Genomic DNA, 15,149 nt, shown 5'->3' on the forward strand with positions numbered 1-15,149 from the left:
AATGAATCAGTGCATTTCGTTGATATTTTCTCTAACTTTATGCTTATACTACTCTTTGAGGTATCTAATTTATAAATGAAATTTGAGATCAACGATAAGGTTAAGTTGATTGCTCCAGTCTCTTACTTGAAGACATCAGATAATATGCCTATGTTAAGACCACCTGATCTAGTGGCAATTGATGAAATTGGGGAAATCCTTTCAATTAAATCTCCAGATACTGTTGAAGTAAAGTTTAGGAGAGGTTCGTTTTTAATAGATATTGATAAGATTGAGAAAAAATAATCTAAAAGTTTTTCTTCCACCTATTAGAAATTTCTAAACATATATTTTTATTTCCAGAAATACACAGAAAAGGTTTTGAAAAATACTTATTAGTTAATGTCAAAATATCTAACGAAGAAATTTCCTCTATTTTTGAATTTAATTCGTTCTCTGAAATTGGTGAAATACCATAACTAACTAACTGTATCTTTCTGTGTAAAATTTCATCTAGTGATTGATTTCCTAATAAAAAAGAACCTTTTAGTTTTTCTTTTGCTAAAAATATTTCAGCATCAGTCAACGGATTTAAAAGTAAATTTTTCCATAGTGTTGATAAAAGTTCAAAAGCAAAAAGTGCTTGATCATTAGATACGGATAAATAAATTAAAAATGGGGCATTTCCACTCCTGATAGGATAATAAACACCTAAATCGTAAGTGATACCATGTTTTTCTCTAAAAAGTTTAAATAAAGCAGCGCTCATTCCATAAGATAAATATGACTCCAAAACCTTAAGAGGAAAATATTCACTACTTCTTCGCGAGCAAGTTTGGTCACCCATCATTATTATTGTTTGATTTGTATCATTACTAATGTAATCAAATCTATTTGTAGTTTTTAAATTGTGATTTAAAGGATCTGATTTTTCTTTTAAGATTTTTTTTTCAAGTGTTCCATAATTTTCTCCATTTATTTCAGGATTATTTGAAATTAAATACTTTTCTCTTTTTTTTAAATTTTTAAACTCAAGTAAAATATCTTCATAGGTAATCTTTGAGACATCACTAGCATTGCCTATTGTGTTAAAGGCATAAGGATGATTTGAATAAACAATTTTTCTCCATTTTTCAAAACAGATATTGAATGGATTCTCTTTATCTTTTTTAATGTGATCAATAGAAGATTTTTTTACTTTTTTAAATTCAGTTTCCGAAAGGATTGGCTTATTAATTATTAACTCTAATAAAGGGAATAATTTGCTGAAATGTTCATTTAGGGATTTAATACTTATTGAAATTCCATCTTCAAATATTTCTTGATTTAATTCTGCTCCATAGGACTCAATATATTCAGAGAGAGTTAAATTGTTAAAACCTTCACATCCTCTGGTAAGTAATGAACAAAGGATCTTGTTAATACCTTTTTTGCCAGTACTATCCATATCACTCCCCCCTTTAATCCAAATTGAAGCAATTGAAAAATTTCTTTTTTTATTATTTAAAAAATATCTCTTTAACATTTACCAGGGGATGCAACTAATGTAAATTTCTCTCCACGGATATATTCTGTGATCTCTTTGAAATTTTCCAAGTTATTCCAATATTTTAAATGACTCTCTATACTATTTATTGAAGATTTTCTCCCCCAAAGAAGTTCATTCCCATAGAATGAAGTGAGTTGTGTAGATGTCTCTAAATTAAAGATATAATTACTTTTAACAATATTTATTGCTTTTTTTATTTCATCCAAAGCCAAGAGTTTACAATTTGATATCTCATCTATTGTTTTATTAATTTGCTTTTCTACTAAATCAATATCTTTGGACTCACAACTTGCTTCCATTATAAATAATCCTCCTAATTCTCCAGCATTTACATCTACATATATCGATTCAACAAGATTATTATCTTCTTTTAAAATTTTAACTAATCTGCTGTTTCTTCCAACAGAGAGTATGGATGCTAATATCTCAAGTCCAATAATATTTTTTTGATCATTTAGGTTTGGTATAAACCAAGCCATAAATATTCTTGAAAACTCTAAATTTTCAAACTTAACTGACTCTCTACCATTCCTTATTTTTAAAGAAGGTTTATTTTTTAGATTTATTAAATTTGGACTTTCTTTTATACCAGATAGATCACTTTTTTCAAAAATTTTATAAATTTCTTCGGAGAGATTCCCCGCAATTGCGATACAAATTTTTTCGGTAGTGTAATGTTTGCTATGAAATTTCGTAAGGTCATTTATCTCTAAGTTTTTAATGCTATGTTCAGTTCCCAAGATCGAATTGGCATAATTAGGACTTAACCAAACCCTTTTTAAAAAATAATTAAATAGTCTCTCTTCAGGCTGATCATTTTGTTGTTTTATTTCATCAATAACTACCCCTTTTTCTTTTATAAACTCATCAGGATTAAAAACTGGAGCAACGACTATATTTGTCAAAAGAGCAAGTGATTCTTTAAAGTTATTGGGTGGAACTAAGACATGGTAATGTACATCATCATAACCAGTTGAAGCGTTACTTACTCCGCCTAGTGATTCAATTTTATGGTCAAACTCACCTGGCATTATTTTGTTAGATCCTTTAAAAATCATATGTTCTAGAAAATGAGCAGTGCCATTTTTATCAACATCCTCAAATGAAGAACCTGCTTTGCACCAAATATCAATGCTTATAAGCGGCAATTCTTTATTGTCCACAAAAACACATCTAGTTTTGCTTGAATGGGTGTAGTAGTTAACATCTCCTACTTTCATTTCGGTTCTCTCTTTAAATTCTATTTTGGTACTTTTTAGCCTTGTTGTCTGAATCTTTAACTAAATCAAAATTAACTGACCCTCTTATTTTGGATTTATTACAAAATATTAGAGAGCATAGATCCATGCTTGAGGACCTTAAGAGTATAAAAATTGATCCAAAATTAACTAACATAATATCTAAAGAAATTGGCAGAGAACTTTATATTGAAAATGAATTTCATAAAGCAAAAGGTTTTAGAAAGTTACATATTGAAGTAGCAGAATTTTCAAAAAATCTCAAAATATTACACTGCGTTTTTTTCCCTGATCCAAAGTTCGATATCCCAATTTTTGGGATGGATTTGGTAAAAATAAATGATATTGTTTCTGCTGCCATTGTTGATTTATCCCCGGCATCACAAAACCAAGGTTTGAAATACGAAAAATTACTTTCTGAAGTTGATAAAAGCTCTTTTACCTCTTTGAGAGAGATTCCTAAATGGGGGGGGATTTTTTCTAATAATGTATTTTTTGCTTCCTTAAAAAGAAAATCTGAAAAAAATGATTTTTGTAGAGTTGTGGATCAATACCTAACTATTTTGATCAAATTAAGTAAGAGAGCTAAACCAGAAGTAAATGAGGAAATTATCCAAGAGAGAATAGATTTTCAAAAAAATTATTGTGTTCAACAAATGAAAAATGAAAAGACTAGCATGGTACTTCTAAAATATTTTGATGAAAAATGGGTCAATAACTACATAAAAACAGTACTATTCGATTTTTAATGAAATTAAAAATATTAAAAAATTTATTTATTTATTTTTTATTATTTACACCAATATCTCTTGGTGTTATCTCTTGTTCTGGAAACAATAAATCTAGTTCAAAATTTAAAGAGGAAATAACTTCAGATTTCATACCTCCTATTACAGCTGTTGCCGCACTTGGTCAACTTTCTCCTTCGGGGGAGATTAGACAATTGGCCGCTCCAATAAGTCAGTTTGGTTCTTCCCCCCGAATTGTCGAAATTTTAGTAAATGAAGGGGATTTCGTAAAAAAAGGTGATATCCTCGCAATCTTTGAAAATGGTGAAAAATTAATCGCTGATCTTGAAAGAAATGAAAATCTAATTAATACTATTAACGAAGAAATTACCCTAAAGAAAGATCAAATCCAAAGGTATGAGCTGGCTTTGAACAAAGATGTATATTCTTTTGTAGAGTTTTCACAGAGGAAAGATGAATTATTAAAATTGCAAAAACAGAAAATAAACCTTATCGGTGATCAAAAAAACATCAAGATAGATCTATTTAATTCAAAACTAAGGAGTCCAATCGATGGTTTTATCCTTGGAATAAACACGAGAGTTGGTGAAAGGCCTCAAAATGAGGGGATTTTGGATATTGGTTCTAGTCAAAAAATGGAAGCTTTGATAGAGGTTTATGAATCTGACATCGATAGGGTCTTTATCTCTCAGAATGTTGAATTGAGTAGTGAGAATGGAGGTTTCCAAAAAAATCTTAAGGGAAAAGTGATTAGGATTAGTCCTCAGGTAAAACAAAGAAAAGTTCTATCTACTGATCCAACAGGGGATGCTGATTCACGAATTATCGAGGTACTAGTAAAACTAGATCAAGATTCTATAGATATCGTTCAAAACTATGCAGGAATGAAAGTGATTGCAAAATTTATTCCCTAATGAGTTTTTCTTTTTTTAAATTTAGAAAAATACCATTAGCTTGGTTGTTATTAACTAGGCAACCATTAAGGTTAGCAGTTGCAATAGCTGGAATCAGTTTTGCAGGGATTTTGATGTTTATGCAATTAGGTTTTAGAGATGGTTTATTTGACACGAGCGTAACTATTCATAAACTTCTAGATGCAGATCTTGTTTTGATAAGTCCCAGATCAAAAAGTTCTATAAGCATGAGTGGATTCCCAAAAAGAAGATTAATTCAAACTCTCGCAGTAGAGGATGTTGAAAAAACTGCTCCTGTTAATCTGAATTATTTACTTTGGAGAAATCCCGAAAATCTTAAAACTAGATCTATACTTGCATTAGGTTTTAATCCCTCCGATTCACTTCTTTTAGATGAGGGATTCTCAAGTAAAGCTTATAAATTAAGAAATCCATCAAGAGTTCTTTTTGACAAATTATCTAGACCTGAATTTGGACCGATTGAAGAATGGTTCTTATCTGAAAAAAAAGTTGAGACTGAGGTTGCTGGAAAAAGAGTAATTGTTGAGGGCCTTGTGGAGTTGGGACCATCTTTCGGTGCAGATGGTAATTTGATAACTAGTCGAGAAACCTTCTTAAGACTTTTTCCTGCTAATCCTCCTGGCAGTATAGAAATTGGCTTGGTAAAGCTAAAAAAAGGATCTGATCCTGAATTGATTTCAATGATATTAAATAACTCACTCCCAAATGATGTTAGGGTTCTTACAAAAAATCAATTTATAGAATTTGAGAAGAATTACTGGAAAAATAGTACTGCAATAGGTTTTATATTTAGTTTGGGAGCATTGATGGGTTTCGTTGTAGGGTGTGTGGTTGTTTATCAAATTCTTTATAGTGACGTTACAGATCACCTCCCAGAGTATGCCACCTTATTGGCAATGGGATATAGACTTAAGTCCCTTTTCTTTGTTGTAGCTAGAGAGGGGTTTTTATTGGCATTGTTTGGTTATTTACCTGCTTATTTTTCTGGCCAGATACTTTACTCAGTTATAAGAAGTTCAACTAAGCTGCCAATAATAATGGATGCAGATAAAACTGTTTTAATTTTCGTATTAGTTTTAGTTATGTGTATGGGGTCCGCAGCTGTAGCGATGCGCAAATTAGTTGATGCTGATCCTGCCGAAATTTTTTAATAATTGAAGATAAATGGTTAAAGTTAATAAATTTAAAAATAATGTTAAAAACCTTAAAACCGTCTCAATAAATAATTTGAGTCACTTTTATGGAAAAAATGAGAATAAAAAACAAGTTCTTAATGACGTTAATTTAAATATTGATAAAGGAGAGTTGGTCCTTTTGAAAGGACCTTCTGGATGCGGTAAAACGACTCTTCTAACATTGATTGGTGCTTTGAGAACCTGTCAAAGTGGAGATTTAACTGTATTAAATAATCAGTTAAATGGAGCATCAAGGAAAACTCGTCAGATTCTTAGAAGAAGTATTGGAATGATTTTTCAAGGTCACAATCTTCTTAGATGTTTAACAGCAGAACAAAATGTCCAGATGGGCGCCGATTTAATAAAAGGTTTAACATATTTGCAAAGACGTGAGATAGCACGTAATTGGTTGTCAGCAGTAGGATTAGAAGAACATCATAAAAAATTGCCAAATGACTTATCTGGTGGGCAGAAACAGAGAGTAGCAATTGCTCGAGCTTTATCTGCTAAGCCAAAACTCTTATTAGCTGATGAACCCACTTCTGCATTAGATAGCGTCACAGGAAGGGAAATAGTAACCCTTTTAAGGAAACTAGCAAAAGAACAAAATTGTTCTGTACTTATGGTGACCCATGATCCAAGAATTTCTGATATGGCTGATAGGATATTAAATATGGAAGATGGTAAAATATATAGTGCTCATAGTGAGCTAATATAATTAAAAGTTAAAAATTTTATGTCTAAGAGAAGGAATCTAAAAAAAGAAAAGCAGGAACGTAATAGAGCCTATGCTAGAAAATTCAAAAAAAGGAAATTAAGAACTGATGGAAGACCTGATGGTGGAAACGTTACTGGTACAGCAAATAATGGCGGTGCGGCTGATTAGGGAATATCTTTTATTTTTATCTTTTGGAGTTCAAAATATTATGCATATTTAAGACTTAATCATGAATGTAAGTATTGTTATACCGACTTACAATAGATTACCCATACTAGAGAAATGTCTTTTTGCGCTTGAGAATCAAAAATTAAGTACAAATATAAGTAATTATGAAGTAATAGTAGTTGATGATGGATCAACTGATGGGACAACCTCATGGATAGATAAAAACAAAGCTAATCTCCCACACGTTATTCTATTTCAGCAAGAACATGGAGGGCCTGCACTTGGAAGAAATCTGGGAGTGATTAAATCGAAATATGAAATTATTATATTCATTGATAGTGATCTTATTGTTTTAGATAATTTTATAAATTGCCACGTAGAAAAACTACTTGCCTCTTGGAAAAAAAATGATAAAAAATGTTTTACCTATGGCTCTGTAGTCAATACATCTAATTTTCTGAATCCTCAGAGTGAAAAACATAAAATAATGGACACTTCTTTTGCCTATTTTGCTACTGGGAATGTAGCGATATCAAAAGAATTGATTTTAAGTGTGGGATTATTTGATACTTCTTTTAGTCTTTACGGTTGGGAGGATTTAGAACTTGGAGAAAGATTAAAAAAAATTGGGACAAAATTAATCAAATGTCCAAATGCAGTAGGTTTTCATTGGCATCCGCCATTTAATTGCGAACAAATAGATTCATTAATATCTCAAGAAAAAGAGAGAGCAAAAATGGCTTTAGTGTTTTATAAGAAACACCCAAATTTAAGGGTTAGATTTATGATTCAATTAACTCCGCTACATAATTTACTTTGGCAAATTCTTTGCTTGGGAGGACTAATCAGTGTGGATAGAATTCTTCCTTTATTGAGATTCCTAGTAAAGATAAGAAGAAATAGACTTGCACTTGAGATACTTAGGATCCCTCTAAATATGATTTACGTTAAACAATTAACTAAATCAAGATAAAAAAACTTTTAGAAATACACATCACTTGCTAGAATAATCGAAATAAATTTCACACATCTGACAGTTTCGGGTGAATTATTAATTTAATTCCCCGTCAGATGGAGGCTAACCCGAAACCCTTTTTAAATTATGGCTGTTGTATCACTATCAGAAATGATGGAAGCTGGTGCTCATTTCGGGCACCAAACTAGACGTTGGAATCCCAAGATGTCTAAGTATATATATTGCGCGAGAAATGGAGTTCATATTATTGATCTTGTAAAAACAGCATTGTGTATGAACAACGCTTATAAATGGACGAGAAACGCTGCAAAAAGCGGTAAACGTTTCTTATTCGTCGGTACAAAAAAACAAGCATCAGATGTAGTAGCGCAGGAAGCTACACGCTGTGGAGCTGCATATGTAAATCAAAGATGGCTTGGAGGGATGTTGACTAATTGGACAACAATGAAAGCTAGGATTGAAAGATTAAAGGATCTAGAAAGAATGGAAAGTAGTGGTTCAATAGCAATGAGGCCTAAAAAAGAAGCTGCAGTATTAAGGAGAGAACTTGAAAGATTACAAAAATACTTAGGTGGACTTAAGGGTATGAGAAGATTACCAGATGTAGTTGTATTAGTTGATCAGAGGAGAGAATCTAATGCAGTCTTAGAAGCTAGAAAATTAGATATTTCATTAGTATCAATGTTGGATACTAATTGCGATCCAGATTTGTGTGAAGTTCCAATTCCATGTAACGATGATGCCGTTAGATCTGTGCAACTTATTCTAGGAAGACTTGCAGATGCCATAAATGAGGGTAGAAAGGGCTCTAATGCTGAAAGGAAAAATTAAGCTCTAATTTAAAACTTACTATTCACTATTTTTTATTACTTCAAATGGGAAACATTACAGCAAAACTTGTAAAAGATCTTAGAGACAAAACTGGTGCAGGAATGATGGACTGCAAAAAAGCACTTAACGAAACTGAAGGGAATCTAGATAAAGCTTTGGAATGGTTAAGAAAGAAAGGCATAGCTAGTGCTGAAAAGAAATCGGGAAGAGTAGCGGCTGAAGGGTCAATTGGCAGTTATATACATACTGGATCAAGAGTTGGAGTTTTACTAGAGTTAAATTGTGAAACTGATTTTGTTGCTAGAGGTGATATTTTTCAATCTCTTTTGAAGGATGTCTCAATGCAAGTAGCAGCATGCCCAAATGTTGAGTATGTATCAATTGATGAAATACCAGAAGATGTTGTGGAAAAAGAAAAGCAGATTGAAATGGGTAGGGATGATTTATCTGGAAAACCAGAACAAATTAAAGAAAAAATAGTTGAAGGGAGAATAGCAAAAAGACTTAATGAGCTTGTTCTGCTCTCACAACCCTACATTAAAGATAGTTCTCTAACAGTTGAGGATCTTGTTAAACAAGCAGCTGCAAAAATTGGGGAAAATATCAAAGTAAGACGCTTTACAAGATATACATTGGGTGAAGGTATCGAAAAAAATCAGATGGACTTTGCTGAAGAGGTCGCATCAATGCAAAAAAACTAGTCACTTTAATGATTTGAATAATTTCAATAATTACATAGATATAAATAAAATTAATTCTCAATTAGAGAGAGCAGACATACAAAAAGGACTATTAACTAGAAATATCTATAGGGAATATGAACTTTATCTTAATCTAGTAAGAGATCTACTTTTCATCTCTGTAGAAAAAGGCCTTAATCAAATATATAGTTATCCAACAATAAATGATAATTTCTTAAATGAAAATGAATCCTATAGTCTTTTTGAAAAAAAAATAAGTAATTTAATATACACGAATTTGCCCTTTTTAACAGTAGAACAATTAAAGATTAATGAAATTGAAAAAAATATAAATAAGGAAATTAACTTTACTATTTTTGATGGTTCCACAAAAACAAAGGATGATCAAAAAGAAAAATTTCAATACGAAGAAGGTTTTCAATTAAAAGAACCCTCTCAGTTCGAGATTACTGAAGACTTTTCAAATACTTCTGAATATTATCAAGCTCATAATTATGAAAAATTCGGATCACTTGATTTAGATAATAACCACCATAATAATTATTTATCTACAAACAATATTTTTGAAAATTTAGGAGTTGAAAAACAATTTATTTCCTCCTTACTTGAATTAATAGGAGAAGAAAAAGTGGAAAAACAAAGATATCAAGTAAAAGAAAATATAAATCAAATGGATAATTTACCAAAAAATAAGATTCTTAATAATTTTGATTTAATTGACAAGTCATTGGAAAATTTACTATTGAATCTTTCATATAATATTAACCAAGAATTATTTAAGGTAAATCTAATAAAAAAGATGATATCTAAAGATTCCTTTGATTACTTAGTAGGCAAAAATTTCATGATAAAACATCCATATCCTTTTGTTATTAATTTCGAATTAAACTTAAATCGTTCCTCATTAACCGGCAATAATATTCCAAGCATTATTTTTTTCAATATATCTACTGTTGAGTTAGAGTTTAAAAATTTAAATCTTTCTATTCAAAGGAACAAAATAAATGAGCTAAAAAATCAATTTCAGCGTTTGATTAAAAAAGAGACATATTGGAGGCAAAAAGAAATAACCTTGAATAAGATACGTTGAAAAAATAACTCTTTTTTCAAATGTGACTATTAGCGGGAATAATAATAAATTAATTAAAGATTGGATAAGACCTCTTCAAAAATCTCTTACTATTGAAACTGAAAATAAATTTATTAACACTTTAGGAAGAGAAAAATATTTTAATGATTATTTGCATGAATCACTAAAAAAACTAGATAATCTAAATCTCTCAGGCGAATATTTAAGGATATTTGATGAATTTTCTAAAAAATATAATGAATATAATAAATTAGATGAAAATCAAAGAAAAAGGTTAGTTATAGATACAAGAAAAAATCTTTATAAACTAGGTAAAACCTTAGAAATAGAAAGTTCTAATAATAATGTTTTTCTGGATAAAGCTGATGCAAGTTTGTCTATTGATTCAGATATTTCATTAATAAAAAATGTAGGAAAAGTTTATAAAAATAAGCTTAATGAATTAGGGATATTTCATATAAAAGATCTAATTAATTATTTCCCAAGAACATATCTAGACTATACGAATAGAGTAAAGATAATAAATTTAAAACCAGATAATTTATACACGTGCATTGCAAACGTTAAAAGGTTTTATATTCATAAGAGTAAAAAAAATAGTAATTTATCAATAATGAATATTGTTGTTTTTGATGAAACGTCTTCAATAAAGGTTACAAAATTTTTTTTAGGAAAAAGATTTAGATCTTACTCCTTCTTCACATCTCAAAAATCTTTGTATACTCCTGGAACTAAATTAGCAATTTCCGGTAAGGTTAAATTGACAGAGTATGGCAAAACTTTTGTAGATCCGCAGATTGAAATTCTTAAGGACAACAATGATAATTTTAATTTCTCAGGCAAAATATTACCCTTGTATTCATTAGGTGAAGCATTATCGAATATGAGTTTTATAAAACTTATGAAAAAGGTACTAATTTATGCAAAGCAATATCCAGAAATTTTAAATAAAAAGCAACTTGATTCATTATCTTTATTATCAAAAGGAGAGTCGTTGATTAATATTCATTTTCCACCAACTCAACAGGCACTTATTGAGTCAAAAAAACGTTTGGTTTTTGATGAGTTATTCCTACTTCAAATAAAGTTCCTACTTAGAAAAAGAAAGACGAAAAAAAATGTAAATCCCCAACAATTACCTCAAAAGAAATCTTTATTAAAAGAATTTTTAGATACTTTTCCTTTTGAATTAACAAAATCTCAAGAAAACGTTTTAAATGAAATTAAGAAAGATTTATCTAATCCCGTACCAATGTCTAGATTGCTTCAGGGAGATGTGGGAAGCGGTAAAACTATAATTGCAATAGCGTCTCTTTTGCTTGTAATTGAAAAAAACCTGCAAGGTGCAATTATGGTCCCAACTGAGGTATTGGCAGAACAGCATTATAAAAATTTATTAAAATATTTGAACCCCCTTTTTGTTTCTGTTGAATTACTTACTGGGAATACTCCTCAAAAAAAGAGAAAAGAAATTTTCTCTAATTTGAACAATGGATTAGTTGATATCCTCGTAGGTACTCATGCATTATTTGAGGATAAAGTCATCTTTAATGCATTAGGCATGGTGGTAATTGATGAACAACATAGATTTGGAGTTACTCAAAGAAATAGATTACTAAATAAAGGAGAAAATACTAACTTGTTATCAATGACAGCAACACCAATTCCAAGAACTCTTGCGCTTTCTATTTATGGTGATTTAGATGTGAGTCAAATTACAGAACTACCTCCTGGGAGAGTTCCAATAACAACAAAAATAATTTCAGAAGACGATTTAACTAACTTGTTCAAGATTGTTGAAGATGAGATCAATAAGGGAAAGCAAGCTTATGTTATTTTGCCACTTATAGAAGATTCAGAAAAAATGAATTTAAGCTCCGCAAAGAAAACATTCAAACATTTATCAGAAGAGGTCTTTTTTAATAAAAAAGTTGGATTATTACATGGCAAATTAAGTTCACAAGAAAAAAATGAAGTAATTAATTCTTTTTTAAAGAATGAAATTAATATATTGGTTTCAACCACAGTAATTGAGGTTGGTATTGATGTCCCTAACGCCACAATTATGATTATTTATAATTCGGATAGATTTGGATTGTCCCAGCTACATCAATTAAGGGGGAGAGTTGGTAGAGGATCAACCAAATCTTTTTGTTATCTGGTAACCCCCGATAAAAATGGATTAGAAAATAAACGACTTTGTGTTTTGCAAAAATCTAATGATGGCTTTTATATTGCTGAAAAAGACTTGGAGCTTAGAGGTCCAGGTCAGATTTTAGGATATAGACAATCTGGATTGCCTGATTTTGTACTGGACAATTTACCTAATAATAAATTTCTTATTGATAAGGCCCGTGAAGAGGCTATTAAGATTGTTAGTGATGATCCTGATTTAAAAGAAAATATTGTTTTAAGGAAAATACTTATTGATAATTCTGATAATAAATTCATTCATGATTTCTTAAATTGAAAACTATCATTGTAATTTTTGATATTTATGCCACTATAAATCAATTGCAAATTTCAATTGAAAGTTTGGAATAAAATACCAATTAAAGATAATGGAGATAAATTAATAGCTATACCTAGCTGCCTAAAGTTTTTAGATCCCCACCCTTACTTTCATTTAGGAGCACCTTACAAAGATAAAACTTCTATTTGGAAATTAAGAGAGGAGGTTGTAAATAGATTAGTAAAAGTAAATGATTATTTGATATCAAAGAGTAGTTTTAACCTTTTGATTTATGACAGTTGGCGACCTTTAGAAGTCCAAGAATTTATGTTTAAAAGAGCATTTTTATTGGAGTGTGAAAAATCCGATATTGATACTTCTTTTGAAAACATAAAATCTTATCCATCCATTTTAAAAAAGTTGAAAAATTTTGGGCATATCCTTCTTATGACACTAGGTGTCCTCCCCCTCATTCAACTGGGGGTGCATTGGATGTTTGTTTATCAGATAAAGAAGGAAATCTTGTTGAAATGGGTAGCATGGTTGATCAAATGGATGAGACCTCAAATCCTTATTTTTTTGCAAACATAAAGAATGAAGAAGCAATTATTTGGAATAGTAGAAGAAATTTATTAAGGGAAATTATGACTAAATTCGGATTTGCTCAACATCCTAATGAATGGTGGCATTTTAGTTATGGTGATCAATTATGGGCTTGGAAAAATAAAAAAGCAAATGCCCTTTATGGAAAAATTTAAATTCTATTGATTTTTATTTAGTAAATTAAATATATAATTTTCATCTTGAGTATTTATAAAATCCCCGAAATCCAAATCCAAATTACTCTTCCAATTATTAAATAATGGTTGAAGAGTTTTTTCTAAATCGTTAAGTTCCATTCTTTGTAAAAATGGTTTAGCAAGCCTCTGTAGATTTTTACTTCCTCCCAACCATAGTTGGTATTTGTTTTGACCACTTCCAACCAGTGCTAATTCAGCCATATAAGGCCTAGTACATCCATTCGGACATCCTGTCATTCTGAATAATATTGTCTTTTGTATTTTTAGATCTAATAGTAAATTTTCAATCCTTTTTAATACATCAGGTAATATTCTTTCAGCTTCAGTCATTGCAAGGCCACAAAGTGGTAAAGCAGGACAAGCTAAAGCGTGTCTTTGTATTTCATTAATGTTTTCTAAATTTTCGTATCCAATTTTTGATAGAGATTTTTGAATTTCACCTTTGTTTTCATTGGCGATATTACAAAGTAAAATATCTTGATTAGGTGTGAGTCTTAAATCTAAATTATATTTTTTAACAATAGTTGTGATGGTATTCTTCTTCTCTCCAGATAATCTCCCTGATAATAATGGTAAACCTACGAAATAGGAGGTTTTATTTTGTTTATGCCAACCAAGGTAATCAATAAGAACATTATCAGGTTCTTTTCTGATTTTTTTAATTTCTTTTTTGAAATACTTATCAGAAAGTATCTTTTTGAACCATTTAATACCTTTTCTATGAAGAAGATATTTCATTCTAGAATTTTTTCTTGATTTCCTATCACCATAATCTCTTTGAATAGCCACAATGCTTTGTATTAATTCATAAACATCAGGTTCTTCAACATATCCAAGTGGATCTGCAATTCTGGCAAAGGTCTCCTCATTATTATGTGTGCGACCCATACCACCTCCAACATAGAAGTTGCACCCTTCTAAGTTTCCATTTTTAGAAGTAAAGGCAACTATTCCTATGTCATTGGTAAGAAGATCAACAGAATTGTCACCAGGAACTGTCACGGCACATTTGAATTTTCTCGGTAAATAAGTTGAACCATAAAGAGGCTCATCTTTTATCCCACTAAAAACATTATCTTTGAATTGGAGCTTCCTAATTGCTTCAATATCTTTGTCGGGCTTTATGGTGTACTCTAAATCTCCATCAGCCCAAAGCTCTAAAAAAGTGCCTTGGCCAGCCATTGGGGTGAGAAGATCTGCAACTTTTTTTGCTAATGCTCTTGCAATGTTATAGTCTGGCGAATCAAATGGAGCCGCAGGGGCCATAACGTTTCTATTAATGTCTCCACATGCAGCTAATGTGGAACCCATTGAATTTACTATTGTTTTAATTACTTCCTTTAGATTCTCCTTTCTGATTCCGTGCATTTGAAAGGCTTGTCTTGTAGTGGCCCTAAGTGTTCCATTACCTAATTTGTCAGATAATTCATCTAATGCTAAAAATAATTTCCCAGGGACTTCACCTCCTGGGTTTCTTAACCTAAGCATCATTTGCCAATCTTTACTTTTGCCAGGCCTTCTATTTTCCCTGTTATCTTGTTGATAACTACCGTGAAATTTTAATAACTGAACTGCATCATTAGTAAAATGATCACTTTCATTGACTAATTCTGTAGCAAGTGGTTCTTTAAGAAATTGGCTACTTTTTTTGAAATTTTCAAATTTAGAGACTTCTAGTCCATTTGCTAAACAAACGGTCTCTTCCTTTGCAGAATCTTTTTTCTTTTTTACTTTCTCAACCTTGATCAAAGGACCAAAACATATCTCTTTTTATACATTAGCGAAAAG

General features: G+C 30.6%; 15 protein-coding genes. 12 read left to right on the plus strand and 3 right to left on the minus strand.

Annotated elements, in window-relative coordinates; translation table 11 throughout:
- The first annotated feature begins 75 nt into the window (after nt 1-75).
- Nucleotides 76-285 carry an NAD(P)H dehydrogenase assembly family protein gene (locus A9601_RS12970; protein WP_011818251.1) on the plus strand — a complete coding sequence of 70 codons (210 nt, stop codon included), beginning with the start codon at nt 76-78 and terminating at the stop codon, nt 283-285.
- 1 nt (nt 286) lies between these two features.
- On the opposite strand, the gene A9601_RS12975 is transcribed toward A9601_RS12970, so the two are convergent.
- On the minus strand, nt 287-1,504 hold the full coding sequence (locus A9601_RS12975; protein ID WP_011818252.1) for a M16 family metallopeptidase: 1,218 nt from the start codon (nt 1,502-1,504) through the stop codon (nt 287-289).
- The gene (locus tag A9601_RS12980) at nt 1,498-2,748 is read right to left on the minus strand and encodes a M16 family metallopeptidase (protein ID WP_011818253.1); all 1,251 of its coding nucleotides are present in this window, start codon (nt 2,746-2,748) and stop codon (nt 1,498-1,500) included. Before A9601_RS12980 ends, A9601_RS12975 begins: the two co-directional genes overlap by 7 nt.
- 41 nt (nt 2,749-2,789) lie before the next feature.
- Here A9601_RS12980 and A9601_RS12985 point away from each other — a divergent pair, with 41 nt between their 5' ends.
- From A9601_RS12985 to A9601_RS18880, 11 genes are all read left to right on the plus strand, one after another.
- Complete coding sequence (locus A9601_RS12985) at nt 2,790-3,515, plus strand: phycocyanobilin:ferredoxin oxidoreductase (protein WP_011818254.1); 726 nt, start codon at nt 2,790-2,792, stop codon at nt 3,513-3,515.
- Nucleotides 3,515-4,429: an HlyD family efflux transporter periplasmic adaptor subunit gene (locus A9601_RS12990; RefSeq protein ID WP_011818255.1), complete on the plus strand. Its 915-nt coding sequence runs from the start codon at nt 3,515-3,517 to the stop codon at nt 4,427-4,429. Before A9601_RS12985 ends, A9601_RS12990 begins: the two co-directional genes overlap by 1 nt.
- A complete protein-coding gene (gene devC, locus A9601_RS12995; RefSeq protein WP_011818256.1) occupies nt 4,429-5,601 on the plus strand; it encodes an ABC transporter permease DevC in 1,173 nt (390 codons plus the stop codon). The genes A9601_RS12990 and devC overlap by 1 nt, the downstream gene beginning before the upstream one ends.
- 13 nt (nt 5,602-5,614) lie before the next feature.
- The gene (locus A9601_RS13000; RefSeq protein ID WP_011818257.1) at nt 5,615-6,343 is read left to right on the plus strand and encodes a DevA family ABC transporter ATP-binding protein; all 729 of its coding nucleotides are present in this window, start codon (nt 5,615-5,617) and stop codon (nt 6,341-6,343) included.
- 18 nt (nt 6,344-6,361) lie between these two features.
- On the plus strand, nt 6,362-6,511 hold the full coding sequence (locus tag A9601_RS18495) for a hypothetical protein (protein WP_011376314.1): 150 nt from the start codon (nt 6,362-6,364) through the stop codon (nt 6,509-6,511).
- Between the two features lie 61 nt (nt 6,512-6,572).
- Entirely contained in the window at nt 6,573-7,484 is a 912-nt protein-coding gene (locus A9601_RS13005) for a glycosyltransferase family 2 protein (protein WP_011818258.1), read from the plus strand.
- Between the two features lie 129 nt (nt 7,485-7,613).
- Nucleotides 7,614-8,318 carry a 30S ribosomal protein S2 gene (gene rpsB / locus A9601_RS13010; protein ID WP_011818259.1) on the plus strand — a complete coding sequence of 235 codons (705 nt, stop codon included), beginning with the start codon at nt 7,614-7,616 and terminating at the stop codon, nt 8,316-8,318.
- A 44-nt stretch (nt 8,319-8,362) separates the two neighbouring features.
- Complete coding sequence (gene tsf / locus A9601_RS13015) at nt 8,363-9,019, plus strand: translation elongation factor Ts (RefSeq protein ID WP_011818260.1); 657 nt, start codon at nt 8,363-8,365, stop codon at nt 9,017-9,019.
- Nucleotides 9,020-9,032: 13 nt separating this feature from the next.
- A complete protein-coding gene (locus A9601_RS13020; RefSeq protein WP_225866268.1) occupies nt 9,033-10,109 on the plus strand; it encodes an adenylate cyclase in 1,077 nt (358 codons plus the stop codon).
- Between the two features lie 22 nt (nt 10,110-10,131).
- Nucleotides 10,132-12,579, plus strand: coding sequence for an ATP-dependent DNA helicase RecG (gene recG / locus A9601_RS13025; RefSeq protein WP_011818262.1), 2,448 nt, complete (start codon nt 10,132-10,134; stop codon nt 12,577-12,579).
- Between the two features lie 386 nt (nt 12,580-12,965).
- Nucleotides 12,966-13,319 (plus strand): M15 family metallopeptidase, encoded by a 354-nt coding sequence (locus A9601_RS18880; RefSeq protein WP_225866273.1) that lies wholly within the window; start codon nt 12,966-12,968, stop codon nt 13,317-13,319.
- Between the two features lie 3 nt (nt 13,320-13,322).
- Here A9601_RS18880 and A9601_RS13035 read toward each other — a convergent pair whose 3' ends face one another.
- On the minus strand, nt 13,323-15,110 hold the full coding sequence (locus tag A9601_RS13035) for an NADPH-dependent assimilatory sulfite reductase hemoprotein subunit (protein WP_011818263.1): 1,788 nt from the start codon (nt 15,108-15,110) through the stop codon (nt 13,323-13,325).
- Nucleotides 15,111-15,149: the final 39 nt, after the last annotated feature.

Source organism: Prochlorococcus marinus str. AS9601, assembly GCF_000015645.1.
GTDB lineage: Bacteria > Cyanobacteriota > Cyanobacteriia > PCC-6307 > Cyanobiaceae > Prochlorococcus_A > Prochlorococcus_A marinus_O.